General features: G+C 33.5%; 22 protein-coding genes and 1 tRNA gene. 20 read left to right on the top strand and 3 right to left on the bottom strand.

From position 1 onward, the window contains the following. Positions 1 to 283 precede the first annotated feature (283 nt). The 4 genes from OEA66_RS10335 (at position 284) to OEA66_RS10320 (ending at position 7,184) form a co-directional block, all read left to right on the top strand. Positions 284 to 880, top strand: a complete 597-nt coding sequence (locus OEA66_RS10335; protein WP_267267294.1) for a TetR/AcrR family transcriptional regulator — start codon at positions 284 to 286, stop codon at positions 878 to 880. Between the two features lie 347 nt (positions 881 to 1,227). Continuing rightward, complete coding sequence (locus OEA66_RS10330; protein ID WP_267281299.1) at positions 1,228 to 2,388, top strand: efflux RND transporter periplasmic adaptor subunit; 1,161 nt, start codon at positions 1,228 to 1,230, stop codon at positions 2,386 to 2,388. A gap of 40 nt (positions 2,389 to 2,428) precedes the next feature. Continuing rightward, on the top strand, positions 2,429 to 5,611 hold the full coding sequence (locus OEA66_RS10325) for an efflux RND transporter permease subunit (RefSeq protein ID WP_267281298.1): 3,183 nt from the start codon (positions 2,429 to 2,431) through the stop codon (positions 5,609 to 5,611). A gap of 160 nt (positions 5,612 to 5,771) precedes the next feature. Next, positions 5,772 to 7,184 (top strand): efflux transporter outer membrane subunit, encoded by a 1,413-nt coding sequence (locus OEA66_RS10320; protein ID WP_267281297.1) that lies wholly within the window; start codon positions 5,772 to 5,774, stop codon positions 7,182 to 7,184. Positions 7,185 to 7,247: 63 nt separating this feature from the next. On the opposite strand, the gene miaA is transcribed toward OEA66_RS10320, so the two are convergent. Continuing rightward, positions 7,248 to 8,171 (bottom strand): tRNA (adenosine(37)-N6)-dimethylallyltransferase MiaA, encoded by a 924-nt coding sequence (gene miaA / locus OEA66_RS10315; protein ID WP_267281296.1) that lies wholly within the window; start codon positions 8,169 to 8,171, stop codon positions 7,248 to 7,250. A gap of 125 nt (positions 8,172 to 8,296) precedes the next feature. Here miaA and OEA66_RS10310 point away from each other — a divergent pair, with 125 nt between their 5' ends. The 16 genes from OEA66_RS10310 (at position 8,297) to OEA66_RS10235 (ending at position 23,774) form a co-directional block, all read left to right on the top strand. After that, on the top strand, positions 8,297 to 9,154 hold the full coding sequence (locus OEA66_RS10310) for a YicC family protein (RefSeq protein WP_267281295.1): 858 nt from the start codon (positions 8,297 to 8,299) through the stop codon (positions 9,152 to 9,154). A gap of 87 nt (positions 9,155 to 9,241) precedes the next feature. After that, complete coding sequence (gmk, locus tag OEA66_RS10305; RefSeq protein ID WP_267281294.1) at positions 9,242 to 9,814, top strand: guanylate kinase; 573 nt, start codon at positions 9,242 to 9,244, stop codon at positions 9,812 to 9,814. A gap of 97 nt (positions 9,815 to 9,911) precedes the next feature. Next, positions 9,912 to 10,931, top strand: a complete 1,020-nt coding sequence (gene nadA / locus OEA66_RS10300; RefSeq protein WP_267281293.1) for a quinolinate synthase NadA — start codon at positions 9,912 to 9,914, stop codon at positions 10,929 to 10,931. 63 nt (positions 10,932 to 10,994) lie between these two features. Then, positions 10,995 to 11,639 (top strand): hypothetical protein, encoded by a 645-nt coding sequence (locus tag OEA66_RS10295; RefSeq protein ID WP_267281292.1) that lies wholly within the window; start codon positions 10,995 to 10,997, stop codon positions 11,637 to 11,639. After that, complete coding sequence (gene folB, locus OEA66_RS10290; protein WP_267281291.1) at positions 11,636 to 12,019, top strand: dihydroneopterin aldolase; 384 nt, start codon at positions 11,636 to 11,638, stop codon at positions 12,017 to 12,019. The genes OEA66_RS10295 and folB overlap by 4 nt, the downstream gene beginning before the upstream one ends. Positions 12,020 to 12,044: 25 nt before the next feature. Beyond that, complete coding sequence (locus OEA66_RS10285; protein WP_267281290.1) at positions 12,045 to 13,403, top strand: DUF4403 family protein; 1,359 nt, start codon at positions 12,045 to 12,047, stop codon at positions 13,401 to 13,403. Between the two features lie 22 nt (positions 13,404 to 13,425). Beyond that, complete coding sequence (locus OEA66_RS10280; protein ID WP_267281289.1) at positions 13,426 to 13,935, top strand: RDD family protein; 510 nt, start codon at positions 13,426 to 13,428, stop codon at positions 13,933 to 13,935. Between the two features lie 48 nt (positions 13,936 to 13,983). Next, positions 13,984 to 14,054: transfer RNA gene (locus OEA66_RS10275), tRNA-Cys, on the top strand. Positions 14,055 to 14,245: 191 nt separating this feature from the next. Continuing rightward, positions 14,246 to 14,779 (top strand): glycine zipper domain-containing protein, encoded by a 534-nt coding sequence (locus OEA66_RS10270; protein WP_267281288.1) that lies wholly within the window; start codon positions 14,246 to 14,248, stop codon positions 14,777 to 14,779. 54 nt (positions 14,780 to 14,833) lie between these two features. Next, entirely contained in the window at positions 14,834 to 16,468 is a 1,635-nt protein-coding gene (locus tag OEA66_RS10265) for an LIC_10190 family membrane protein (protein ID WP_267281287.1), read from the top strand. Between the two features lie 51 nt (positions 16,469 to 16,519). Further along, a complete protein-coding gene (aroC, locus tag OEA66_RS10260; protein WP_267281286.1) occupies positions 16,520 to 17,590 on the top strand; it encodes a chorismate synthase in 1,071 nt (356 codons plus the stop codon). A 10-nt stretch (positions 17,591 to 17,600) separates the two neighbouring features. Then, positions 17,601 to 18,164, top strand: coding sequence for a thioredoxin family protein (locus OEA66_RS10255; RefSeq protein WP_267281285.1), 564 nt, complete (start codon positions 17,601 to 17,603; stop codon positions 18,162 to 18,164). A 10-nt stretch (positions 18,165 to 18,174) separates the two neighbouring features. Continuing rightward, positions 18,175 to 18,714, top strand: a complete 540-nt coding sequence (locus tag OEA66_RS10250; RefSeq protein WP_267281284.1) for a TlpA family protein disulfide reductase — start codon at positions 18,175 to 18,177, stop codon at positions 18,712 to 18,714. Positions 18,715 to 18,800: 86 nt separating this feature from the next. After that, positions 18,801 to 19,142 (top strand): DUF1232 domain-containing protein, encoded by a 342-nt coding sequence (locus OEA66_RS10245; protein ID WP_267267310.1) that lies wholly within the window; start codon positions 18,801 to 18,803, stop codon positions 19,140 to 19,142. Between the two features lie 303 nt (positions 19,143 to 19,445). Further along, complete coding sequence (pyrF, locus tag OEA66_RS10240; RefSeq protein WP_267281283.1) at positions 19,446 to 20,804, top strand: orotidine-5'-phosphate decarboxylase; 1,359 nt, start codon at positions 19,446 to 19,448, stop codon at positions 20,802 to 20,804. Between the two features lie 150 nt (positions 20,805 to 20,954). Continuing rightward, positions 20,955 to 23,774, top strand: coding sequence for a gluzincin family metallopeptidase (locus OEA66_RS10235; protein ID WP_267281282.1), 2,820 nt, complete (start codon positions 20,955 to 20,957; stop codon positions 23,772 to 23,774). A 52-nt stretch (positions 23,775 to 23,826) separates the two neighbouring features. Here the strand turns inward: OEA66_RS10235 and OEA66_RS10230 are convergent, their stop codons facing one another. Together OEA66_RS10230 and OEA66_RS10225 are read right to left on the bottom strand one after the other, a co-directional pair. After that, positions 23,827 to 25,539: a T9SS type A sorting domain-containing protein gene (locus OEA66_RS10230; protein WP_267281281.1), complete on the bottom strand. Its 1,713-nt coding sequence runs from the start codon at positions 25,537 to 25,539 to the stop codon at positions 23,827 to 23,829. 19 nt (positions 25,540 to 25,558) lie between these two features. Beyond that, positions 25,559 to 26,254: a hypothetical protein gene (locus OEA66_RS10225; protein ID WP_267281280.1), complete on the bottom strand. Its 696-nt coding sequence runs from the start codon at positions 26,252 to 26,254 to the stop codon at positions 25,559 to 25,561. Positions 26,255 to 26,505 lie beyond the last annotated feature (251 nt).

Genomic DNA, 26,505 nt, shown 5'->3' with positions numbered 1-26,505 from the left:
AAATTTCTTTTAGTATATAGTAAGGAAGGTTAATTTCAATGGAAGAAGTTATATATTTTAGAAAAGCATCATTTCCAATTGAATTACCCTATTGAGAATATTAATTTTTACAATAACTTCAAAATCAAGCATTTTAAATAACATCAATATACCATTCTCACAGCATTTAACTTACTTATGAAACAATTTTTTCATCCTTCACTAAAAGTTAAAAGTAAAAAATTGTTTGGAAAGTATAGTAAAAAGTCAGTAGTTTTGCTAACGCTGTTAGAAAAAAGAAATCATGGGAGTACATGAACGTCGTCAAAGAGAGAAGGAAAATACTCGTGCAAATATTTTGGACGCGGCTTTTACTTTGGCTAAAACAGAAGGTTGGGCGTCTCTTTCGATAAGAAAAATTGCCGATGCTATTGAATACAGTGCTCCTGTAGTTTATGATTATTTTGAAAACAAGGAAGCTATTTTATTTGAAATTTCTTTAAATGGTTTCCACTGTCTTCATATCGAATTATTAAAAGCCCAGAAAAAACATGACACTCCAGAAGAACAAATTGTTGCCATTGTGGATGCGTATTGGAAATTCGCTTTTAAAAATAAAGAATATTACCAACTGATGTTTGGTCTAGGAATGCAGTGCAGCGGAAAAGGAATGATGAAGGAGGAATTTTCATCTTTTCAGGATATGCTTTATGAGTGTACTTATGAGATTATCAAGAAAAAAGGTTCAAATCCTGATAATGCATGTCACTCTTCTCACGCATTATTTTCAGCGGTGCATGGTTTGATTTCGATTATGATGATGCGTAATGACGATATTCCTTCAACGATGAACAAGACGACTTTGGATGAAACAGTTACTGCTTTCATTAAGTCTTTGTGATTTTTTTTGAATCCAAACTTAACACCGTTAGGAAAAGTAACACGTAATTAATTCATCCTTTCCATTTATTTATAAATAAAAATCTAAAAAATGAAATATAACTTTTTATCACTACTGCTGGCAATTTTCTTCACTTCACATTAACACTGTTAGTAAATATTACATGTGTTTTTGTCTACTACTCAATATTCTAAACTAAATTTAACATCATGAAAATAGCAATTTAAACCGCCAATTAGCTCCGATATTTTTTGACATTAAATTAACAGTGTTAGTAAAAATAACGGAATACAAATCAAACAACAACATTAATAAATTTAACACTTCATTAAAAACTTAAATTAAAAATGAAAATACCTGGAAAAATAAGGTTTATCGTACTTATATCAAGTATTATCCTTTTACAAAACTGCACAAAAGCCGCCGAAGGAAGCAATATGGCTCCTCCCACTCCTGAATTGCCCGTTTATACAGTAATTTCGTCTCCTGCTACAACATATCAGGAATTCCCAACCGCTTTGGAAGGAAAAAACAATGTGGAAATCAGATCGCAGGTAGACGGATATTTAGATAGAATTTATGTGGAAGAAGGTGCTTATGTAAGAGCCGGACAACCTTTATTCAAAATAGATTCAAGAGCTTACGGAGAGCAAATGAATATGGCAAATGCTAATTTACAAGTTGCCAACGCAAATATTCAAAAAGCAAAAGTTGAGGTTGACAGACTGGAACCTCTTGTTGCAGCAAAAGTAGTTTCTGATGTACAATTAAGAACGGCAAAAGCAAATTATGCAGCCGCAGTTGCCGCAGCTTCACAGGCGAAAGCTTCTGTTGGTGGTGCTAAAATCAATGTAGGATTTACAACCATCACAGCTCCGGTAAGCGGATACATTGGAAGAATTCCTTACAAAAAAGGAAGTCTGATTTCAAGAACAGATCCTAGTCCATTGACTTTATTATCCGACATCAGCGAAATTTACGCTTACTTTTCTTTAAGTGAACTTGATTTTATTGCTTTTCAAAATAAATATCAGGGAGCAACTTTAGAAGAAAAATTAAAAGATATGCCAATGGTAGAATTGGTAATCGCTGACAACAGTATTTATCCTCAAAAAGGTAAAATGACTATTGTTGACGGACAATTTGATAAAACAACAGGCGCCATCAGTGTTCGTGCAGTTTTCCCAAATTCAAACGGAACATTGAGAACAGGAAATACAGGACGTGTTCGTATGCCTCAATTAATGTCAAATGCAGTGGTAATTCCACAGGAATCTACTTTCGAAATTCAGGATAAAACTTACGTTTACGTAGTCGGAAAAGATCAGAAAGTAACCAGCAAGCCTATCAAAATTTCAGGGAAAACTGAAAACTACTACTTCATTTCTGAAGGTTTACAGCCGGGAGAGAAAATCGTTTATGTAGGATTGGGTAGCTTAAAAGACGGAGTTTCTATCAAAGCAAAACCTATTTCTTCTGACAGTTTGCTTAAAGCAAAACCGTTGTAACTCTTTTCAGAAACAGAAGACATTAAAAAATAAACTTCTTATGTTAAAACAATTTATAGAAAGACCGGTACTTTCAACGGTCATCTCCATAATACTTTTATTATTGGGGGCATTGTCCCTCTTTAATTTACCCATCGCCCTCTTTCCGGATATTGCTCCGCCGAGTGTTCAGGTGACAGCATTTTATCCGGGAGCGAACGCGGAAGTTGTAGCTCGTTCGGTAGCTACACCGATCGAAGAAGCGGTAAACGGAGTTGAGAACATGACGTACATGACATCAAATTCCAGTAATGATGGAACCATGACCTTGAGTGTATTTTTCAAACAGGGATCAGATGCAGATAACGCAGCCGTAAACGTTCAAAACCGTGTATCCAAAGCGATGAGCCAGCTTCCACAGGAGGTTGTACAAGCGGGAATTTCCACGCAGAAAGTTCAGAACAGTATGATTATGTTCATGGGATTATCAAGTGATGACCCAAAACAATATGATGAGCTTTTCCTTCAGAATTATTTGAAAATCAACGTTATTCCACAAATCCAACGTATTCCCGGGGTTGCTCAGGCGCAGGTTTTCGGAACGAGAGATTATTCAATGAGACTTTGGCTGAAACCGGATAGATTAGCGGCTAACAATCTTTCTCCACAGGAAGTTTTGGCAGCAGTAAAAGATCACAACTTAGAAGCTGCTCCAGGTCGTCTTGGACAAGGAAGTAAGGAAACTTACGAATACATTTTAAAGTATAAAGGTAAATTAAATAAAAACGAAGACTACGAAAACATTGCCATCAAAGCGAACAGCGACGGTTCTTTCTTAAGACTGAAAGATGTGGCAAGAGTAGAATTTGGTTCTTACACATACACAGCAGCTAACAGAGTGGATGGTAAGCCCGTTGCCGGATTTGCCATCCTTCAAACTGCAGGTTCAAACGCGAATGAAATCTTAACAGAGATTGAAAAACAGGTTGATCAGATGAAAACCACCCTTCCAAAAGGAGTTGAACCGATCATCATGTACAATTCTAAGGATTTCCTGGATGCGTCTATTCATCAGGTTGTTGAGACTTTAGTAATTGCGTTCGTTTTGGTATTTATTGTTGTATTTATTTTCCTTCAGGATTTCAGATCTACATTAATTCCTGCGATTGCCGTTCCGGTTGCGATTATAGGTACATTCTTCTTCCTTCAGTTATTTGGATTCAGTATTAATATGTTGACGTTGTTCGCATTAGTCCTCGCCATTGGTATTGTAGTAGATGACGCGATTGTTGTAGTGGAAGCTGTCCATTCAAAAATGGAACGTACAGGAATGCCTGTGGAACATGCCACAATGAGCTCAATGAGTGAAATTTCCGGTGCGATTATCTCTATTACATTGGTGATGTGTGCCGTATTTATTCCGGTTGGTTTCATGCAGGGTCCTGCAGGAGTTTTCTACAGACAGTTTGCCTTTACATTGGTAATTGCAATTCTGATTTCTGCGGTTAACGCCTTAACATTAAGTCCGGCTTTATGTGCAATGTTCCTGAATGATCCTCAGGGAGAACACGGTGAACATGGTAAGAAAACAGGTTTTGGAGCAAGATTTTTCAATGCCTTCAATGCAAGTTTTGATAACATGACCAGAAAATACATCTATAGCCTTAAATTTTTAATTAAAAATAAATGGGTTGCAATTGGTGGTTTAGCCCTTCTTATTGCTTCAAGTGTTTTCTTGATTAAAAAAGCTCCTTCAGGATTTATTCCGACAGAAGACCAAGGTTTCATCTTGTATGCTGTGAACACTCCTCCGGGAAGTTCATTAGACAGAACACACAAAGCAACTGAACAGATTGATCACATCATTAACGGTGAAAAAGCTAAAAACCACCTTTGGGTTGCAGATGGTCTGAACTTTATCAGTAACGCAAACGCTTCTCCATATTCTGCAGGTTTCATTAAACTTAAAGATTATGAGCAACGTGGCGAAATGAAAGATCCTGACCAGATTGCAGCAGCATTAACAGGAAAAGTAGCGCAAGTAAAAGATGCGAATGCATTCTTCTTCAACTTCCCTACCATTCAGGGATTTGGTAACGTTTCCGGTTTCGAATTTATGCTTCAGGATAAAACCAACGGTTCTTTTGAACAATTAGGAACAACAACTCAGGCATTTATTGGTGAATTAATGAAACGTCCGGAAATTGCATTTGCCTTTACAACATACGCAGCTGGAAATCCACAATATACGATTGATGTAGATTCAGATAAAGCTAATCAATTGGGAGTTTCTATCACAGAATTGATGCAGACAATGCAGATCTATTACGGAAGTAGCTTCGTTTCAGATTTCAATAGATTCGGAAAATATTATAGAGTAATGGCTCAGGCAGATATTCCTTATCGTACGGATGCAAATTCTTTGGAAGGAATTTATGTTAAAAATAAATCTGGCGAAATGGTTCCCGTAAAAACATTAGTTACTTTAAAAAGAACGTTCGGACCTGAAACAGTAACAAGAAACAACTTATTTAATGCTGTTACAATTAACGGAACTCCAAAACCTGGTTACAGTACCGGAGATGCGATTAAAGCGGTAGAAGAAACTGCTCAAAAATCACTTCCAAGAGGTTTCGGATATGAATGGACAGGAATTACCCGTGAGGAAATCAAAACTGGTGGACAAACAACTTTCATCTTTGCATTAAGTATCTTATTTGTGTATTTCTTACTGGCAGCTCAATATGAAAGTTATATTCTTCCGTTTGCCGTTATTTTAACAATTCCTACAGGGATTTTCGGAGTATTTGCTTTCACAGGATTGGCAGGAATTGATAATAACATTTACGTTCAAGTTGGTTTAATCATGCTCGTCGGATTGTTAGCGAAAAATGCGATTCTGATTGTAGAATTTGCCGTACAAAGAAGAAAAGCAGGAAGAACATTACTTGAATCTGCTCTTCAGGCTTCAAGATTACGTTTAAGACCGATTTTGATGACTTCATTTGCCTTCATCGTAGGTATGCTTCCATTAGTTTGGTCACAAGGTGCGGCTGCAAAAGGTAACCACTCTATCGGTATCAGTACAGTTGGAGGAATGTTCACAGGAGTTGTATTCGGGATTTTCATTATTCCTGTAATGTTTGTGATCTTCCAGTATTTACATGAAAAAATGCCGAGCAGAAAGAACAAAAGACTTCAAAAACAAAAATTGGAGGCAGAACTTTTAGCAACTGCTCATTAATAAAAATGATTTACAAAACTTTGAGATCTGAAATTCGCACAAAAATTTTTCTTCAAATTTAATTTTTAAGATTTTCTAAAATAAGCAAAATATTTTCTCCTACTAAAGACAACTTTGCTTAACACTCAAAGTTTTGTGATCAATTTAAATATATAGACTTATGAAAAGAGTAAAAAATATAATCATCGCTTTTGGGATTGCATTAGGTGCAGTTTCCTGTGTGCCAAAATTGGCCTATCAGGAAACTAAACCCGAACTTCCCGAAACATTCAAATATACCGCAACCGCAGACACTGCAAGCGTTGCTAACTTAGAATGGAAACAGTTTTTCAGCGACCCGATGTTGCAAAATTTAATCGAAAAAGGAATTAAAAACAATTACGATTTACAAATTGCCTTAAAACAGGTCGCTTCTTCACAGGAAAAACTGAAACAGGCAAAATATCTTCAATATCCTGATGTTGGTTTCGGAGTTTCTGCTCAAATTTCAAAGCCTTCAAAGAACAGCATGAACGGGCAGAGCTTAAATTTATTCTTAGGTCAAAGCCATGTTGAAGATTATAATGCAGCATTCAACTTATCTTGGGAAGCAGACATTTGGGGTAAAATAAAAAACCAGCAGGAAGTGTCAAAAATGCAGTATCTGCAGACCTATGAAGCGACAAAAGCAATTCAGACACAAGTTGTTGCAGCGATTGCTCAAGGTTATTATAATTTATTGATGCTTGATAAACAATTACAGATTGCAAAATCAAATTTAGATTTAAGCACCAATACCCTTTCACTTACAGAAAAATTGTGGCAAAGCGGCGATACGACTTCATTGGGAGTTCAACAGGCGACTGCTCAAAAGCAATCGACAGAACTTTTGATCACTCAATTGGAGCAAAATATTGCGATTCAGGAAAATGCATTGAGTATTTTGGTCGGTGAAAATCCGAATAAAGTCAACAGAACGATTGAAATGTCCGACACGTCTTTACCACAGGATATTTCTGCGGGACTTCCTGCAGCGATGGTGAGTCGCCGTCCGGATGTCCGTCAGCAGGAATTGGTTTTATTGGAATCAAATTCAATCGTGGGAATTGCTCAGGCAAATATGTACCCTTCATTGAAAATCACTGCAAACGGAGGTGTAAATTCGTTTAAAATTGATAACTGGTTTTCAATTCCGGCTTCATTGTTCGGTTCTGTTTTAGGTGGATTGACTCAGCCTATTTTTCAGAAAAGACAGTTGAAAACAGATTTGAATGTTGCTAAAATTCAGAGAGAGAAAAATGTTTTGGCGTTCCGTCAGTCTGTTTTGAATGCAGTAGGTGAAGTTTCTGATGCATTGGTTTCTAATGAAAGTCTGAAAGTTCAGGAACAAAAAGCCAGCGAACAGGTTACAACATTGAAAAACGGAATTAAAAGTGCCGAAATGTTGTACAAAGGCGGAATGGCCAATTATTTAGAAGTGATTACCGCTCAGGGAAATTCTCTGCAGGCTGAACTGAATCTTGCGTCTGTAAAAAGACAGAGATTAAGCAGTATTGTAGATTTGTACAGAGCTTTAGGTGGAGGATGGAAGTAGTAAATTTAATTATATTGTTTGAAGTGCGGTCTTTAGGGATCGCATTTTTTATTAATTAAATCATTAAATTCCTTTCAATTCATTTAAAAAAAACAAAGATCCTTGTAGTGCATTTTCATAATTGACCCAATGAATATTCTCTTCCTTTCTATACCAAGTCAATTGCCGTTTTGCAAATCTCCTGGAGTTTTTCTTAATCTCAGAAACCGCAAAATCAAGATTCCATTCGCCGTCAAAATATTTAAAAAGCTCTGAATAACCAACCGTATTCAGTGATGCCAGATTTCTTCCTTCCTGAGATTTTCTTAGTTCATCCACATTTTTCGCCTCATCAAGCAAGCCGTTTTCCATCATTTTATCGACACGCAGATTGATCCTTTCATAAATCGTTTCTCGTGGCGCCTCAATGCCTATTCTAATCGTTTTGAAATTTCTCGGATTTTTGTCATGAGAAATATTTTCAGAATATGTTTTTCCGGTTTGCCAAATGACGTCAATCGCCCGCAGCAACCTTCTTTGATTGTGAATATCCACATTTTCGTAATATTCAGGATCTAAATCTTTCAGCATTTCCTGAAGTTTTTCGATTCCCCCAGTTTTCCAGATGGCTTCCAGTTTTTTCTGATTTTCGTCATTGGCTTCAGGCAAATCGTTTAATCCTTCAATAACTGCTTTTTCATACATCATGCTTCCGCCAACCATAATGACGATGTCGTATTTTTCGAAAAGCTGATCCAGTAATTCCAAAGAATCACGTTCAAACTGACCGATAGAATAATAATCTTTTACAGAAAGCTGACCGATAAAATGATGTTTTGCCTGCGAAAGTTCTTCTTCCGAAGGCGCGGCGGTTCCAATTTTCATTTCGCTGAAAAACTGTCGGGAATCACAGGAAATAATTTCTGTATTGAATTGGCGAGCTAAATCAATGGCGAGTTTTGTTTTTCCAATACCGGTAGTTCCCACTACAGAAATCAATATTTTCATATGCTAACAGTCATTTTAAAAATGAAAAAACATCTCAGTTTCCTCATCATAATTTCACTTTCTATATCACGGATATTTCCAGTTTGCTAAATTAAATGTTTATCTTTGCACGACAATAAAAAACTATGATTTTATCAATGACCGGCTTCGGTAGAGCCGAAGGTGTTTTTGAAGGAAAAAAAATTTCGATCGATATTAAATCACTGAACAGCAAGAGCTTTGATTTAAATATCAAAATTCCTTTACGATATAAAGAAAAAGAATTTGAAGTAAGAAAAATTCTAAACGATAGAATCATCCGTGGAAAGGTAGATTGCTATATCAATATTGAGAATCTTGAAGAAACGAATGATGTAAAAATCAACAGAAGTTTGATCGATTCTTACATGAATGAGCTTAAAAATATCGCTTCAGATGGACCCGACTTTGAGTACCTGAAAATGGCGGTTAGATTACCGGATGCTATAACATCAAGACCAGACGAATTAACTGAAGGAGAATGGGAATCTTTGGCGAAAATCGTAAACAATGCGGTAGATAAATTCCAGGAATTCAGAAAAACTGAAGGTCAAATTCTTCACGAAGAACTGGAAAGAAACATTAGAAATATCGATAAATCTTTGGCAGAAGTTGTTCCTTACGAGCAGGTGAGAATTGATGCCGTGAAAGAACGTTACATGAAAACTTTGAAAGAGTTTGAAAACGTTGACGAAACAAGATTTTACCAAGAAATGGCATATTTTACTGAAAAATTGGACATTCAGGAAGAAAAAGTAAGGCTTTCCCAGCATTTGAAATATTATTCTGAAGTGATGGAAAACGAAGATTTCAACGGAAAAAAACTAGGTTTTATTTCACAGGAAATCGGAAGAGAAATCAATACTTTAGGATCAAAAGCCAATCACGCTGAAATTCAGAAACTAGTCGTGATGATGAAAGATGATTTGGAAAAAATAAAAGAACAGACGTTAAACGTCTTATAAAAGTGATAAATTATTAATGATGAGTTATAAATCGCTTTGCGGATTTCAAAACTCATAATTTAAAACTCATAATTCATAACTAAAAAAATGAATAAGGTTATCATATTTTCAGCGCCGTCGGGCAGCGGGAAAACAACATTGGTAAAACATTCTCTGGAAGCTATTCCTGAATTGGAATTTTCCATTTCATGTACGACGAGACAACCGAGAGGAAGTGAAATTCATGCCATTGATTATCACTTTATCTCGCCGGATGAATTCAGACAGAAAATTACTGAAGAAGCTTTTGTGGAATTTGAAGAAGTGTACACCGATAAATATTACGGAACTCTGAAATCTGAGGTCGAAAAGATCTGGAATCAGGGAAAAGTTGTTATTTTTGATGTAGACGTAAAAGGCGGAATTTCATTAAAAAAATATTTTGGAGAGAAAGCATTGTCGATTTTCATTGAACCACCTTCGATTGCCGAGTTGGAACGGAGATTGATTACTAGAAACACCGATGATGCCGAAACCATCAAAACCCGCGTAGAAAAAGCCGAAGAAGAGCTTACCTACGCAATAGAATTTGACGAAATCGTGATCAACAGCGATTTGAATCAAGCAAAAATAGAAATAGAAAGTTTAATAAAAAAATTTATAGGCGAAATTAGAAGCTAGAGATTAGAAGTTAGTAAAAAACAGCCGTAAATTCGGATTAGCAGCTAACTTCTAATTTCTAAAATCTAACTTCTATAAAAAAAAAATACAGGTCGAAATGAGCACCGAAACATTAGAAAAAGCTAAATCTACACTTCCTGTAAAAGGATTTTTAGATTTAAAAGACATAGATATTCCACAGGGAGAAGAATTGGTAAAGGCCATTCTCCAACTGAAAGAAGAAAAAAATGCCGTGATATTGGCGCATTATTATCAACCGGGAGAAATTCAGGATATCGCCGATTTCTTAGGAGATTCTCTTCAACTGGCAAGACAGGCCAAAGACACCGATGCCGACATGATTGTATTCTGCGGAGTACATTTCATGGCTGAAGCTGCAAAAATTCTGAACCCGACGAAGAAAGTTGTTCTTCCGGATACAATGGCTGGATGTTCTTTGGCAGACGGATGTTCTGGAGAAGGATTGAGAAAAATGCGTGAGCAGCATCCAAACGCTTTGATTGCAACATATATTAACTGTAATGCGGAAACAAAGGCAGAAAGCGACATCATCGTAACCAGTTCAAACGCTGAAACGGTAATTGAAGCTTTACCGACTGACAGATCGATTATTTTCGCTCCGGATAAAAATTTAGGAAGATATTTGTCTAAAAAAACCGGCCGTGATATGATTCTTTGGGACGGAAGCTGTATCGTACACGAAGCTTTCTCAATGGAAAGAATCGCACAGCAGTTAGCAGATAATCCTGACGCAAAAATGATTGCACACCCGGAAAGTGAAGAAGCTGTTTTAAAACTGGCTCATTTCATCGGTTCGACTTCTGCCCTTTTGAATTTTGTGGAACAAGACGACTGTCAGAAATTCATTATCGCGACTGAGGAAGGAATTCTTCACGAAATGAGAAAACGTGCGCCACACAAGGAACTGATTCCTGCTTTGGTTTTTGACGAAAGCTGTAACTGCTCAGAATGTTTTTACATGAAGAGAAACACAATGGAAAAACTGTACTTGTGTATGAAATATGAACTTCCGGAAATCATCATCGAAGAAGAACTTCGACTGAGAGCGCTGAAGCCGATTGAGGCAATGCTTGATCTTTCGAAAAGCATCAAATAAATTTCAAAGCGGGTTTTTACTCGCTTTTTTTACTTTAATGAACTTCTACAATGGAAAAAAGTTATGAAAGCAATTGATATCACTAAAGAAATCTTACCTATAGAATTAGATTCTCTCTTTGATACAGTGGAATACGAAAACTATGGGATTTTTAAAATTGACAAAATTTCATTTGAAAATAACGTTATTGAGTTTTACTTCACAATAAAAATTTTAGAGGGATTACTAGATGAAGGAGAAGAAAATTATCAGTGGAAATTAAGAATAACAAACTATAAAGATTATAATATTGAAGACTCAACAAATGTTGATGCATTTATAACTATTTTTTCAGACCATATTCTTTTGTCTCATTATAAAAAGAATTGGAAGGAATTGTATTTTAAAAATTATGGTGAAAATCTTGAAAAACTCTTTATAGAATTTCATAACCTCCATAGTCTGACATTAGATAATTTTATACAACCAAAAAAATATATAACTAACGAAAATTTAGAACAATTATTAGGACATCAAAATGCATTATTTTCAGAAGGCCCTGAAGATATTTTAGATTTATATTTTAATCTTCTTTTAAAATATGGAAAAGAACCATATTATTTTAAAAACAAAAAAAAATTAAACGATCAAACAAAAGATGAATTTAAAATTATATTTCTAGGAAATAATTATTTTATTGGTGAACATTTAGAATTTCAAAAACTATGAGCAAAATATTTTTAGAAGACGTTAAAATCTACGCTTACCACGGTGTTCTTCCTGAAGAAAACATCATCGGGACATACTATATTTTAAATGCAGAAATTCATACCGATCTGTGGGATGCTGCAGTTTCTGATGATTTGAATGATACGATAAGCTATGCGGACATCAATGAAATCATTCATAACGAAATGAAGATTCAGTCGAAATTGTTGGAACACGTTGCAGGAAGAATTATTACCAAAATCAATGAAAAATTCAATCAGATTTCTTACATCAAATTAAGAATTACCAAAACGAGTCCACCGATGAAAGGTGAGATGAAAGGGGCAAGTATCGAACTTGAAAAAAGTTTTTTGTTGGGTAGTTCAACGGAAAATAACTAATTTTCAATTTTCAAAAACATTTAAGGTGAGAATTTTAAGTTTTCTTTTCGTACTGATTTCATTTAACATTTTTGCTCAGACCGAAAATAATCAAATAGTTTACAGTTTTCCAAAGGTAAAATCGAGCATAACAATGCCGGTAACAATTCCGTTGTCGGAAATCAGCAATATGATCAACGCTTCGGTGAAAGATTTGATTTTTCAGGATGATTCTTACACCGATAACGATAATGATCAATTTAAGGTAAAAGTCTGGAAAACCCGACCGATACGATTAGTAGGAGATGCTAATCAAAACATTGCGATTGAAGTTCCGCTAAAAATTTGGGCAGAAAAAGGAATTGGCACTTTGGGAGTTTACACCTATCAAGAGACAACTTTTGAAACGGTAATGTATTTCAAAACTGCTCTAAATTTTAAAAATAACTGGACGGTGAGTACTTTCACCCAGCCAATGGGTTTTAAATGGATAAAAAAACCTGTTTTAGATTTTGGTAGAATAAAAATTCCCATTACCTCGATCGTCGAATCAAGTTTGAAAGAGCAACAGTATAAATTCTGTAAAACAATTGACGAACAAATGGCTTCGCAGCTTAATTTCCAACAATATGCAGTTTTGGCTTGGAACGCATTTTCTCAGCCTTTCAATATTTCGGAAGAATATAATACCTGGTTGAAAATCACCCCAATTAACGTTAATATTACTCAATTAAAATTCTACGGAAATCAAATCGATACCAATATCGGGATTGATATTTTCTCTGAAACTTTTACCGGAACAAAACCTGAAGCATCGCAACCAGCAAGAGCCATGATGAATTTTAATTTCATTCCGCTTTTGGCAGATAAATTTGTTTTACAGACAACAGCAAACATTCCGTTTTCTGAAGCGACTAATATTGCAAAAAAGTCATTTTTAAATAAAGAATTTGACATCAGAGATTCAAAAGTAAAAATTACTGACATTAAAGTTTATGGAGAAGCAAACCGCATTATGATTGAAGCCGATACGGAAGGCTATGTAAAAGGAACGGCATTTATTTCAGGCATTCCTGTTTACGATGAAATAAAGAAAAAAATCATACTTTCTGATACAAAATTCAAACTTAAAACATCCAACTTTCTTCAAAAATTAGCCACTTCACTTTTCAAAGGTAAAATTGTAAAAATGATTGAAGACGAATATGGAATTCCAACCGATGAAATTGAAGACTCGTCTAAGAAAAGTATTGAAGAAGCTTTTAATAAAGAATATTATAAAGGTTTGAAAATTTCCGGAAAAGTATTTAATTTAAAACCTTCAAAAATTCTTTTAAATGATTTCGGAATCACCGCTGTAATTGACACCAATGCTAATTTGAGATTTACTTTAAAAGGATTCTAATAAAAACTAAAACAACATAACTATGAAAAAACACTTAAAAATTATAGAAGATAACAAAGCTTCAAAAGGAATTAGGTTCGCCAATTTTATTATTGACAGAATTGTTATTTACGTCATATTTTTTCTTTTCGGAGCATTTTCACTATTAGTATACGAAATTTTCAACATTGAGTTTTTTCTAAATATTACAGACAAAATGGCTTCAGCAAGTAGACTTCAAGATATTCTAATAACAACAGCAGTTTATCTTTTGTATATTTTTTTAATGGAATATTTTACAAAAGGAAGAACAGTAGGAAAATATATTACAGGAACAAAAGTAATGAGTTTGGATAGCTCAAATCCTACTTTTCAGGAATATTTAATCAGAACAGTTTCCAGAATTGTTCCTTTCGATGCACTCTCTTTTTTCGGAGAAAACGGATGGCATGATACATGGAGTGACACAAGAGTAGTTAATATTAAAAATTATAAAGCTGAAAGACAGAGTAAAAGCGATATTGACAACATCGGAGTAAAAGAAATCACATAAAAAATTTGGACAAAAAGTAAATTTTAGTATATTTGCACCACTTAAAACGGTGCTTTGGCCGAGCGGCTAGGCAGTGGTCTGCAACACCATCTACAGCGGTTCGAATCCGCTAGGCACCTCACGAAAACTCCAATCCTTTGATTGGAGTTTTTTTTATTTTAAATTTTCTCATAAAAACAATTGCTCAAATTCCCTTATCTATAAACAGTTTGCTAATTTTAACATTTCCTTAACTAAAACTTGGCTTCATAATTGAGATTATCTTTAATATAAGCTTCAAAGCTTAATTATAAATAGAAAAAATTGAGTTATGAAAAAGATAGTTTTAGCAGGTTTAATTTCAGTTTTAACATTGAGTGCCTGTAAGAAGGATGATAATAAAGTTGCCGAAAAGACTTTAGAACAACAAAAACTAGAATTTCAGGTAAGACAACTTGAAATTGAACAACAAAAACTGGCAATCGAAAGAGAGAGATTTTCTTACGAAACCAAAAAGAAAGCCGACAGTGTAGCTGAAGTTGAAAAAGCAAAAGTTGCAGCTGCTTCAAAACCACAGGTAATTAGAGAGACAAAAACTGTTTATAGAGATGCTCCAGCTTCAAACAGCGGAGGTTCTTCTTCCAGTGGTAGTTCTTCACAAGGAACAACTGCAAAGAAAAAAGGAATCAGTGAAGCTGCAAAAGGTACCGCAATCGGTGTAGTGAGTGGTGCTGCTTTAGGAGCAATTGTTAATAAGAAAAACCGTGTTGGTGGTGGCGTTGTAGGTGGCATCATCGGTGGTGCAACAGGATATACTTTGGGTAGAGCACAAGATAGAAAAAGTGGTCGAGTGCAACCAAAATAATTAAATATTTTCAAAAACATGAAAGATTGCTTATTTTTAGGCAATCTTTTTTTTATGCTTTTAATTTTATTTTCCTCAATTCTTCTGATTTCAACTTTAATAGGTTGGGGAAAATTGATGGAAAATTTCTTTGGGAAAAAGCTGAATGGAATCTCAGGGAAAATCCTGACAGGAATACTTTCAATCGGATTAATTTTCACTATTTTAGCATTTTTCATTCCTTTGAATTTATACATCGAAATCCCGATAATATTGATTGGACTTTTTTACTTTTTTAAAGAAAAACTTCATTTAAATTTCCATCAATTTTCAAAAAAGAATTCAACCATTTTTGGAGTTCTCACAATTTCAATTCTATTTTGCGGATCTTTTTATCCTTTTATTCTAGACCATTTCGGTTATTATATTCCTACGATAAAATGGCTTACAGAATACGGTTTGGTAAAAGGAATTTCAAATCTGGATTTAATTTTAGGGCAAATGTCGGTTTGGCATATTTTCCAGGCAGGATTCAGTAATTTTTCTGACCCATTTTTTAAATTTAATACTGTTTTACTAATCATTTACGGGCTTTATATTATTGAAAACAAAAGCTGGATTCAATTGATTTTCATACCCGTCTTATTGATTTTTACACAGTCTCCAAGTCCGGATTTACCAGTTATCGTATTTTCTTTAATTATTTTAAATGAAATTTTATCGGGGAACAAAAATCTGTCTTTCCTATTTGCATTTTCGATTTTCACTTTTGCCATAAAACCTACAGTCATTTGGTTGCCGATTTTCATTCTGCTCTACTCTATTTTCAATTCAAAATTTCAATATAAAAAACTCATTTTCGGGTCGTTCATTTTTATATTATTTATTATTAAAAATCTTTGGACATTCGGATATCCTGTTTTTCCAACCACATTTTTTGATTGTGAAATCCCTTGGAAAGCTAATCCTGAACTATTAAAAGCTTCATCACAATTTGCCTTGGTAAAAACCTACGACGAACAATATACTTATGCAGAAATTTTAAAATTCTCCTGGTTCGATCACATTAAAAACTGGTTATTTTTAAAAGGAATAAAATCAATCATCAACATTTTATTTATTGTGAGTTTAATTGGTTTCATTATATTTTCAATAATTAAAAGAAATAAAATAATTAGTTTAATTTGTATTTCAATTTTAATTAAAAGCTTTTTAATTTTACTTTTTTCTGCGCAATACAGATTTTTTATTGATGTTTTTTTCGTGATGTTTTTTGTTGTTCTTTTTCAACATTTAAACAAGAAAAGTTCAATTTTAATTTCATCATTTCTGATAGTAATTGCTGTTGGAATTTTTTCTTTCCCAAATCTCATTCAGAAGTTTATACCAAGTTTTCGGGTGGGAACATTTATGAGTCAGTTTGAAGTAAAGCAGCTTTTAATACCGTCCAATTACGATTATAATAAATACAATTCTTATAAAGTAGGAGATTTAAAATTCAATATTTCCAAACAATATCCTTTCAATTTTAACACGCTTATTCCCGCAATTTCAGAAAGCTATGTGATGGATTATCAGAAATTAGGGATATTCCCACAACCAATCGACAAAAACAATGTAAGAAAAGGTTTTATCTGGAAAAAGCTCAACGCTGAAGAGAAAAAAGGACTCGACAAAACCATTGAAATCATCAAAAAGAGTTATCAATAACCCGATCATCAAAGACTTTATTATCTGAATAAAAAACGGTAATTTTGTACTATGTTCAATACTTTAGGTAATCTTCTCAGCCTTACTACTTTTGGCGAGAGTCATGGCGTAGCTTATGGCGGAATCATTAATAATTTTCCTGCTGGTTTGGAAGTTGATTTTGAAAAAATTCAATACGAATTAGACCGCAGAAAACCAGGTCAGTCAGCAATCGTTACGCAAAGAAAAGAAAGTGACACTGTACAATTTCTCTCAGGAATTTTCGAAGGGAAAACGACGGGAACTCCGATTGGTTTTATGATTGAGAACGAAAATCAAAAATCAAAAGACTACGACCATATTGCGAATTCTTATCGCCCAAGTCATGCAGATTTTACGTATGATCAAAAATTTGGCATTAGAGATTATCGTGGCGGCGGAAAATCTTCTGCAAGAGAAACCATCAATTGGGTAGTTGCAGGAGCTTTAGCAAAACAATTTTTAAAAGATATTGAAATCAATGCTTATGTTTCTTCGGTTGGCGAAATTTTCTGTGTAAAACCTTATCAGGATTTAGACTTTTCTAAAACGGAAAATAATGAAGTACGATGTCCCGATGCTGAAACTGCCGAAAAAATGATTTCAAAAATTAAAGAAATCAAAAAAGAAGGCAATACGATTGGCGGAACAATTACCTGTGTTATCAAAAATGTTCCCGTAGGAATCGGTGAACCGGTTTTTTCTAAACTTCAGGCTGAATTGGCAAAAGCAATGCTCAACATCAACGCCTGCAAAGGTTTCGAATACGGAAGCGGATTTTGTGGTGCAAAAATGAAAGGAAGTGAACATAATGATGAATTTAATACCGATTTTTCTACAAAATCAAACCTTTCCGGTGGAATTCAAGGTGGAATTTCTAATGGAATGGATATTTATTTCCGTGTTGCTTTCAAACCGGTAGCAACTATTTTAAGACCTCAAAATAGCGTTGACAAAGACGGAAATGCAGTAACTGTAGAAGGAAAAGGAAGACACGACCCTTGTGTAGTTCCGAGAGCTGTTCCGGTTGTTGAAAGTTTGGCGGCATTTGTTTTGGCCGACTTATTTCTGATCAATAAAACGAGAAATATTAATCAATTTTAAATATTTAGTAATGAAAAATTACTGGGATAAAGCAATCTCATTTGAAGAATACTTTCAGATTGCACAAGAAAGACTACAAAATCCTGCGACTCCGCAAGATTCTGAATATAAAATGTATTACGAATTGGGAATCCAGAGAATGGACAGAACGTTGAAAAAATTTGTAATAGATGAAGAACAAATTAATGAATTGAAATCTAAAAATTTCAACGGAAAAATTCTAATTATTTCTGAAGGTTGGTGCGGTGATGCAAGTGCAACAGTTCCCGCTTTAGCGAAGTTTTTTGAAGGTTATAATGAAGTGAAAATCTTTTTAAGAGACAGCGATAAAAGTTTAATCAATCAGTTTTTAACCAACGGAACTGAATCTATTCCGAAAGTTATTATTTTAGATGAAAACTTTGAAGTAAAAAATTCTTGGGGACCTCGTCCAAAATTCGGCCATGAATTATTATTAAAATTTAAAGCTAATCCTGAAGAATATCCAAGAGAAACTTTTTATAACGATTTACAGGTTTATTACTCAAGAAACCGAGGAAAAGATGCCATTCAGGAGATTTTAGAATTATTGTAAAATAGTAAATATGAAAAAACTGGTTACATACGTTATTATTCTTGTCATTTTGGGAGCTGTTTTTTTAGTTCCGGGAATCAGAAATTTTCTTAAAGATCAATTTTTCCCTGTAGCAACAATAGAAAATGCGGTTCACATCAGTCAGGATGATTATGATGTAGATTTGCAGGGAATCAACGTACCAAGTACGAATCTGAAAAACTTTAAAAACAAACCTGTTTTCTTAAATTTTTGGGGAACCTGGTGTCCTCCATGCCGGAAAGAATGGCCGTCAATTCAGAGATTATACGACAGAAGAAAAGGTCACGTAGATTTTGTTTTGATTGCAATGAAGGATGACGAAGAAAAAGTAAGAGCATTCTTGAAAGAGAATAATTATACGGTTCCAGTGTATATTGCACAGAGTCCGATCTCGGAGAAAATACTTCCGAAAGCATTTCCTACAACGTTTCTTTTAGACCAAAACGGAAGGATTTTAATTAAAGAAGATGCCGCAACTGATTGGGACGCAGAATCTATCCATCAATTCATAGATAATATTGTTAAATAAACTTTAACTAAAATTTATATTGATTTGGTATAAATTTTGCGAAATTTACAGAGTTGAAAATTATTTTAAAAAAAGCAAACACAAAAATGAAATATTCAAAACTCAATCTTGCTAAAGAGGCAATAGCCCACAAAGGCTTCGTAAAAAAAATACCTGATATTTTCAGAATGGTAAATATGTGGAGAAAGGGATCTTATCCTGTAAAATCGATAGATTTGATTTTACCCTTGGTAGGTCTTCTATATGTAATTTCCCCAATTGATATCATCCCTGATTTTATTATTGTAGCGGGAGTTTTAGATGATTTGGCAGTTTTATCATTGGCAATTCCGAAACTCATACGGGAAGTAGATAAGTTTTTACTTTGGGAAGCTGAACAAAAATATACAGTAGACGGTACGAAAATAATAGACGCAGATATCGTTTAATAATTTACAAAACATCCTTTCGGGGATGTTTTTTCTTATAAATAAGTATTTTTAATGAAGATGAAATTTTTAAATCATTAAGGAAATTAAATTTTTAAAAATAAAATCAATTCAGATTTTTTAAGTTTAACTAAAGTAAATCATTAAGCTTTATTTTTAAATCAACTATTGATTCTTAATAATTTTTAAACTTTTAATGCTCTTAATGGTAATTTTAAAAAATTTCTTTTCAAGCAAAATTCATAATTCGCAATTGACTTTAAACATCAAATTCTTAAATTTGCACTATCTAATAAAAAATTAATGGAAAGTAAGAAAGAATTCTTTTTGGAATGTTACAAATTGGGCATCATCAAATTTGGAAGATTTACGTTAAAAAGTGGGATTGAAAGTCCGTTTTATGTAGATTTAAGACCATTGGCGTCTGATCCTAAAATTTTAAAAAACCTTGCCAATTATTTATTGGAAATGCTTCCTTTGGATAATTTCGATTTGATCTGCGGAGTTCCTTACGCTGCACTTCCGATGGCAACAGCAATGTCTTTGGAAAGCTATATCCCATTAATTATTAAAAGAAAAGAAGCAAAAAGCTACGGAACAAAAAAATTAATTGAAGGAATTTATCAAAAAGGGCAAAACTGTCTTTTGGTAGAAGATGTGATTACTTCCGGAAAATCTTTGGTAGAAACCATTGCCGAAGTTGAGCAGGAAGATCTAAAAGTTGCAGACATCGTTGTTGTTTTAGATAGAGAACAAGGTGGAAAACAGCTTTTGGAAAGCAAAGGTTACAGAGTTCATACTTTATTTAATATTTCTGAAGTTTGCACAATTCTTCAGGAAAATGGTGAATTGAGCGATGAAGAAGTTAAAAGAATTCAGGATTTTTTGAAGGGAAATCATATTCAATTTGAAGAAAAAACAAGACTTTCTTATCAGCAAAAATTTGAAGCTGCACAACATTCTGTTTCAAAAAAATTATTAGAAACTGCTTTAGCAAAAGAATCAAACCTAATTGCGTCGGCAGATGTAACGACAACTCAGGAGTTACTTGAATTAGCTGAAAATGTTGGTCCACATATTATTGCTTTAAAAACGCACATCGATATTATTTCAGATTTCGATTATCAGAATACGATTATTCCGTTGAAGGAATTGGCTGCAAAACATCAGTTTTTATTAATGGAAGACAGAAAATTTGCCGACATCGGAAACACTCAGGAATTACAGTTTACAAGCGGAGTTTTCAAAATTACAGATTGGGCAGATTTTGTAACTTCTCAGGTAATCGGTGGTTTTGAATCTTTAGATTGCTTCACTAATGTTGGTGTAGTTGCAATCATCGGAATGTCTTCAAAAGGAACTTTAACGACCAATAATTACAGAGAAGAAGCTTTGAAAGTAGCTCTTTCTCACCCAAATGTAATTGGTGGAGTTTCTCAAAATGCACTTCCAGATGAAATTTTATTGTTTACTCCAGGAGTAAATTTAGCAGATTCGGGAGACGGGAAAGGTCAACAATACAATACTCCGGAACACGTTTTTAAAACCCTGCATACCGATTTCATGATTGTTGGAAGAGGAATTTACAAATCTGAAAATCCTGCAGAAGCCGCAATTAATTATAAAAATGAAGGTTGGAAAGCATACTTAGCTTCATTGTAAAATAAATAAATTACCAAAATGCTCTCATTATTTGAGAGCATTTTTCATTTCAGAGAAAAAGGTAAATAATTTTCTTAATTTGAAAAATCTTAACTAAAAATCATAACATTTCCATCTAAAATAAGTTATATTTGATTTTTTATCAATATTTTGAAAAAGTTTAGCATAGGTCTTTTTTTGATTTGGGGAATTGTACAGGTTTCTGCACAAAAAGACAGCATTTATATTCAGGCAAAGTTATCTAATGACCGAAAAACTCTTGAAGTTAATCAGGAAATTGTGTATCATAACCATTCTGATAAAGATTTAAACAGTATAAAACTTCTCAATTGGATTGCCGCTTACAACAAAAGAGGAACTTCTTTGGTTTACAGAAAGTTGGAAGACCGAAATAACAGTCTTCATTTTGCAAAACAGGAAGAACTGGGAAAAATTTTAGAATTAAATATTAAAAATTCTGAAAATCAACCTCTTTCATTGAATACTATTTCTGAGGAAAACTTATTTTTACATTTAAATGAATCTTTACAACCCGGAAAAAGCATCAAACTTCAACTTCAATATAAAATGCAGCTTCCAGACAAAAAGTTTACCGGTTACGGAACTTCTGCACAAGATATTGCACTAAAATATTTCTTTATCGTTCCTGATCATTTTGATTCTGAGAACAGTTTTAAAAGAGATTATCATGACATTGAAGAATCAGTGAATTTCAATACCTATTGGAATGTCGATTTTAAAACACCTGCAAATTCTTTTGTACAAAGCAATCTTCAGCAGATTCAGCCCAATTCATTTAAAGGTTATTTAGATTCTGATCCTGAATTTATTATTACTAATAATAATTTTCCGACGATAAAAATCAATTCCGATGATATTAAAACTGAAATAAAATTTGGTTACAATATCAGTCAACAGGAAATTCAGAATCTTGAGTTTTACCTTCCTTTGCAGTTGAGGTTTATTAAAGATAAAATTGGTTCTATTCCAGAGCAGTTGTTTATTTCTGAAAAATTCAGAGCCAAAGAAGATTTTTTTGGAAATAATGATATTAAATTTTGGAAATTCAGGTTTAAACTTTTCTCAGATGCCGAAAATACAGACCTTGATTATTTTGGAATTATCTCTAAAAAAATTCTTGACGAAAGCATTATTACTGATAAACAGGAGAATCATTGGTTTAAAAATGGTTTAAAATCATATCTTGAAATACAATATTTAAAGAAATTCTACGGAGACAAAAAACTTTTGGGAAATCTTCCTGAAACAGATGTTTTAGGAATTAAACCTTTAAAATGGTTTCACGCTTCAAGAGTAAAGTTATTGGATCGATATGGTTTGGCATATCAATATATTATGTCGCAGAATCTCGATCAGAAAATCGATGAGCCTTTTGCGGTTTTGAGTAATTTCAACGATATGGCAATCAGTAGTTTTGAAACAGGAACTCTTTTCAGCTATTCTGCAGACAAAATGGGTGCAGAAAAATTTAACAGTTTACTAAAAAACTATATTTCCGAAAATACAGACAGACAAGTAAATCCTGAAGATTTTCTCGACAAACTTGCCCAAGAAGAATCTCCAACATCTTATTTAAAAGGATTTTTAAAACAGAAAAACAGAGTCAATTTCAGACTAAAAAACTTCAGAGTGAAAGATGATTCTCTAAATATTAAAATTGTAAAAAATACTGATGAAGCAATCCCTGTAAAGCTGGAAACGCAGACCAAAGACGGAACACGAACTTCTTATTGGATTGAAACCGAAGAAAACGAGAGACTAAAAACCGTCAATCTTCCCTCAGAAGACATTTACAAGATTACATTAAACAACGATTACATCTTCCCGGAATCGAATTACCGTGATAATTTTCTTTATACAAAAGGTTTGTTTTCGAATGCAAAAAAGATTAAACTTAAATTGATTAAAGATATTCCTAATCCTGAGTTTAACGAAATTTATCTGAACCCAAGAATTCGTTTTTCCAATACTTATGATAAATTTTTGATTGGGATGAACTTTAAAAACCAATCGCTTTTTGATCAGAAGTTTTTATATTCTTTCACCCCTTATTACAGTACCGGAACACAGAAAATGACAGGCTCAGGATCTGTTGCTTACTCTTTTTTACCGGCTGAAAGTATTATTCAAAGGTTAACTTTTGGAGTTTCAGGATCGTATTTTCATTATGATTATGATTTGGCTTATCAGAAGAATTCAATTTCTACCAATATTAGTTTCAGAAAAAATCCTAGAAGTACGGTAAGTCGTGGTTTGGGAATTTCTTACACTTATTTTGAACGAGATCTTAATGCAAAAATGATTGCAAAAGATGATTACAGCAAGTATAATCTTTGGACAGTTGGTTATGGTTACACCGATAATCAGATGATTCATGAGAAAAGTTTCAGTTTGAGTACGCAGGGAATGGAAGATTATAATAAAATTACAGCTGAAGGTTTTTACCGTTGGGAATTTGCACCAAGACAGAAACTGAGTTTAAGACTTTTCGCCGGATATTTTGCCAGAAACGAAACCCGAAACAATACTTTTGACTACGGAATTTCAAGAGTTTCCGATTATTCTTTCTCATACAATCTTTTAGGACAAAGTGCAACAAGCGGTGTTTTGTCTCAACAATATATTTTGGCCGATGGTGGTTTTAAATCTTTTATTCCAGGAACGGCTAATCAGTTTATCACATCATTTAATGTAGATTCCAGCGTTTGGAAAATCTTTCATGTTTACGCTGATGCAGGTTTGTATAAAAACAAAAATAACCCGACACAATTTATCTGGGACAGTGGTTTGAAAGTAAGAGTTATTCCGGATTTCTTAGAAATATTTCTTCCTGTACAATCTTCTTTAGGTTTCGAGCCAGCTTTCAAAGATTACGGAAAAAGAATACGATATACTTTAGTTTTAAACCTAAGTACAATTATTAATGCAGCGAGGAGAGGTTGGTATTAAAACAAAAAACAGCTGTCGATTGACAGCTGTTTTTTTGTTTTTCAAATAATATTTATTTTTTAATAAATTTCTGTGTAGAAACACCATCTTTAGTTTCAATGTTTATCATATAAGTTCCGGATGGAAGACTTTTCACATCTACTTTTTCACCGTCTAATCTTACATTTATTTTTCTGCCACTCATATCAACAACAGATACATTGTTAATTTTTGAATCTGATTTAATATTCAAAATATCTGATGTAGGATTAGGAGAAATTAAAATTTTATTTTCAACAATACTCTTTGTTCGTAAATCTAGTGATAATCTCATTGGTTGATCAAATGCGGAATTCTCTGGAGAACTTTCTCTATAGGAGCCAACTCTACACCATTCAATTTTACCTAAAAACTTGCCTTTTATCTCAGTATCCGGAGTAAGCATGATAAAGGAGCCTGCTTTCATTTCAACATTTTGATTTGGAGCCACCGAGTAATTTGTTGTGTTTATTGAATTAGAAGCTCTATATACATAAGCAAAATTAGGTTCTGGTGATGTAAGTGAAATATCTTGAATACATACTCCTATTTTACTGGTAAATTGTACAAATTGCGGAAGATTACGCCCCACTGTTCTTCCATTTAGATATAAACCATAAATATCTACATTCGCATTATTATAAATGCTTTGGTTATTAATTCTTGCTAAATACTGATTATTGTATTCAAACGGCATATAAATCTGTCCATATTTATTTCTTTGCATATCCATTGGGCCTTCAGAAGATGAAGAATAATTGATTGGTAAAGTATAATAATTGATAGAACTTGGTGAAATATTAACCATATTAATACCATGCACAATGGAGCTTCCGTTTGAACCAACATAAAGTATTGAACCATTTTGTGTGAATTCTCCACACGATCCTGCGCCAGGATTTGTTGTAATATCAAGAACGAAATCAGTCGTTATTTTCCCAGTACCATTATTAAATGACAAAACTTTACTACTTGCCCAATCACTTGAGTTCACTCCTCCCCAATATACTACATACATATAGTTAGAAAAATTATTACTTACATTTACTTTTGGAGAGATTTTGAGATATGAAGGGTGTGTAGTTGGCGAATAATTAGGAATATTTGCAGGGATATTACTTACTACTGGAGTATTAATCAAGCCTTGATCATCTATTAAATAGCTGTAAAGTTTCGTCTTATTTGGTATAACTACCCAATACGATTTATTATCAGAATGTTTAACAATATTCACATTATTGGCTGCAAATTGCAAATTATTTTCATCCATTAAAGGTAATGAGTTGTGGTTTGGTACTACATCACCTAGAGGAATACCATTCACAACGTTACCCAATGACATATCAACAACAGTATAGGAGCTTATTCCGTTTGAAATACCACCATTAATATAAATAGGAACCGGAGTAAAAATATAATAAAGATTAGGGTTACCGGGGTGTTTTGAAATAGAAAGTTGGCTACCATACGTCCAAGACCCAAAATTATTAAGAGTTCCATTCGGCATAATCTGATGTTCTCTGTTCCAGATATTTTTACCATCTGTATAAAAAAGCAGATTACCATCACTGTCGCTGATGCTTCCAACCGGTTGCATATACGTTGGCATTTCGCTATCCACTATCGGTGTAGGTAGACCAAAAAAATTAACGCCAGCTTTATTACCAAAATACCAATGGTCATTCTCACCCTGTGAATACCCAAAAAGGGATAAACACAAAAATAATGTTATATAAAATTTTTTCATATTTTTAATTTTATATAAATTATTTAGATTTGTTCTCTAGCGCTTCAATTCTCTTTTGCTGCTCAATTGTATAAAGCGTAAGCTCTTCTATTTTTTTCAGGAGAAGAATGTTCATTTCCTTTAGCTCAATCCCATTTTTGATGGCTTCTTCTGTAGTAGGAACTTCCGGTAAGTGACCATTTTTATTGATAAACTGATCTAATTCTTTTAATGGCATCAATTTGTAATCTTTTGCAAAAACATAATCAGCCCATCCATTATTTGCCGCAATGTCTACTTTTACTTTTTCTGTACGGATACCTTCATTTACGAAAAGCTTGTATTCATTACAATCGGAGCAATCTGCCAAAGTTGAAGATCCTATGACAACTTTCCCTAGTTTTTCCTGTAAATATACAATCTTATTTTTGCCATCAACGCGCATATAATTATACCCATTCATCTCATCTAAAACTCTAAATCCATCTATGGAAATATCATCTATGTAATTTGCGAACCTGCCCATTACATCAGCACCATAAAAAACATTAGACCCATTACCTGTAACTTGAAATCTTATCACATTATTAGTCTTAAATACCAAATTATTAGCATCTGTAGTTCCAATAAAATTATTTTGTGGGTTGGTTCCCGAGTTTCCGGTTAAAGACCAAGAAGATTGTGCACTTGCGTTTAGTCCACAAAGGATACTCAAAAAGATAATTGCTTTTTTCATAGTTAAAAATTTTGTTGATTATTGTGCATCTAAAATAGGTAAAATAATCTTACAAAAATCATACATAGAAGAATTAATATTTTTTTAATCACTTTAAATATAAAACATCGATAGATTAAGATCAAAAAATTTAAAGACTATATTAAAATTAAATAAAACAATTCACACTGTATTTTTTTTAAAAGTTCTCTTCACATCAATGACGATTATTGCGTATTTCCACCTATTTAAAGTCATTTTATCAATATCTA

This window comes from Chryseobacterium luquanense (assembly GCF_026460945.1).
GTDB classification, from domain to species: Bacteria; Bacteroidota; Bacteroidia; order Flavobacteriales; family Weeksellaceae; genus Chryseobacterium; species Chryseobacterium luquanense.
This window is presented reverse-complemented; position numbering and strand designations above follow the sequence as displayed.

Bases quoted from the DNA above. Each gene is read 5' to 3' on its own strand.
- OEA66_RS10335 (WP_267267294.1), top strand. From the start codon at position 284: ATGGGAGTACATGAACGTCGTCAAAGAGAGAAGGAAAATACTCGTGCA.
- OEA66_RS10330 (WP_267281299.1), top strand. From the start codon at position 1,228: ATGAAAATACCTGGAAAAATAAGGTTTATCGTACTTATATCAAGTATT.
- OEA66_RS10325 (WP_267281298.1), top strand. From the start codon at position 2,429: ATGTTAAAACAATTTATAGAAAGACCGGTACTTTCAACGGTCATCTCC.
- OEA66_RS10320 (WP_267281297.1), top strand. From the start codon at position 5,772: ATGAAAAGAGTAAAAAATATAATCATCGCTTTTGGGATTGCATTAGGT.
- miaA (WP_267281296.1), bottom strand. From the start codon at position 8,171: ATGAAAATATTGATTTCTGTAGTGGGAACTACCGGTATTGGAAAAACA.
- OEA66_RS10310 (WP_267281295.1), top strand. From the start codon at position 8,297: ATGATTTTATCAATGACCGGCTTCGGTAGAGCCGAAGGTGTTTTTGAA.
- gmk (WP_267281294.1), top strand. From the start codon at position 9,242: ATGAATAAGGTTATCATATTTTCAGCGCCGTCGGGCAGCGGGAAAACA.
- nadA (WP_267281293.1), top strand. From the start codon at position 9,912: ATGAGCACCGAAACATTAGAAAAAGCTAAATCTACACTTCCTGTAAAA.
- OEA66_RS10295 (WP_267281292.1), top strand. From the start codon at position 10,995: ATGAAAGCAATTGATATCACTAAAGAAATCTTACCTATAGAATTAGAT.
- folB (WP_267281291.1), top strand. From the start codon at position 11,636: ATGAGCAAAATATTTTTAGAAGACGTTAAAATCTACGCTTACCACGGT.
- OEA66_RS10280 (WP_267281289.1), top strand. From the start codon at position 13,426: ATGAAAAAACACTTAAAAATTATAGAAGATAACAAAGCTTCAAAAGGA.
- OEA66_RS10270 (WP_267281288.1), top strand. From the start codon at position 14,246: ATGAAAAAGATAGTTTTAGCAGGTTTAATTTCAGTTTTAACATTGAGT.
- OEA66_RS10265 (WP_267281287.1), top strand. From the start codon at position 14,834: ATGCTTTTAATTTTATTTTCCTCAATTCTTCTGATTTCAACTTTAATA.
- aroC (WP_267281286.1), top strand. From the start codon at position 16,520: ATGTTCAATACTTTAGGTAATCTTCTCAGCCTTACTACTTTTGGCGAG.
- OEA66_RS10255 (WP_267281285.1), top strand. From the start codon at position 17,601: ATGAAAAATTACTGGGATAAAGCAATCTCATTTGAAGAATACTTTCAG.
- OEA66_RS10250 (WP_267281284.1), top strand. From the start codon at position 18,175: ATGAAAAAACTGGTTACATACGTTATTATTCTTGTCATTTTGGGAGCT.
- OEA66_RS10245 (WP_267267310.1), top strand. From the start codon at position 18,801: ATGAAATATTCAAAACTCAATCTTGCTAAAGAGGCAATAGCCCACAAA.
- pyrF (WP_267281283.1), top strand. From the start codon at position 19,446: ATGGAAAGTAAGAAAGAATTCTTTTTGGAATGTTACAAATTGGGCATC.
- OEA66_RS10230 (WP_267281281.1), bottom strand. From the start codon at position 25,539: ATGAAAAAATTTTATATAACATTATTTTTGTGTTTATCCCTTTTTGGG.
- OEA66_RS10225 (WP_267281280.1), bottom strand. From the start codon at position 26,254: ATGAAAAAAGCAATTATCTTTTTGAGTATCCTTTGTGGACTAAACGCA.